Raw genomic sequence first — 506 nt, 5'->3', positions numbered from 1 at the left:
GTGCAAACTCCGCTGCCCCATCGGTCGGCGTGGCCGTCATGGCGTACCCCCTGAAGTAAACATACGCCTCAGCAGCGCTTGCGGGGGCTACTGCCGAGAATGTTACACGGCTACCTGTGATCGTCAGGGGAATCATCACGGAGTTTGGCGCGCTGATCACAGTTCCAGAAGCGTTCAGCCACTGGATGAAAATGCGCATGCCGATATCGCTGTCACTTTTTCGGGCAAATACCGACGCCGTGACCGCTTGGCCGCTACTCACCTTGATCCGCTTGATTGCGGTGTTACGTAGCGACTTGTACTGCGCGGAACTGGTCAGGCCGGTGGCCACGATCCTCAGTGCCTTCTCACCACTGTTCAGCCATGATGTAACCAGGCTATCGGTCGTGGTAGCCGGACCCTCGGTTTCCCATCCTTCCGGCGCCGAACCCGCCACCTTGGTGAAGCTCGGGTTGTAGAACAAGTTCTCCCCGCCGATATCGCCGATGCTGTTATCCAGCTGAGTG

General features: G+C 58.5%; 1 pseudogene. It reads right to left on the bottom strand.

Annotated features, from left to right (window positions below):
• Positions 1-506, bottom strand: a pseudogene (locus tag APH34_RS29720) (hypothetical protein); the annotation flags it as partial.

The sequence above is a fragment of the Pseudomonas sp. NBRC 111131 genome (assembly GCF_001320525.1).
Taxonomy (GTDB): domain Bacteria; phylum Pseudomonadota; class Gammaproteobacteria; order Pseudomonadales; family Pseudomonadaceae; genus Aquipseudomonas; species Aquipseudomonas ceruminis.
This window is presented reverse-complemented; position numbering and strand designations above follow the sequence as displayed.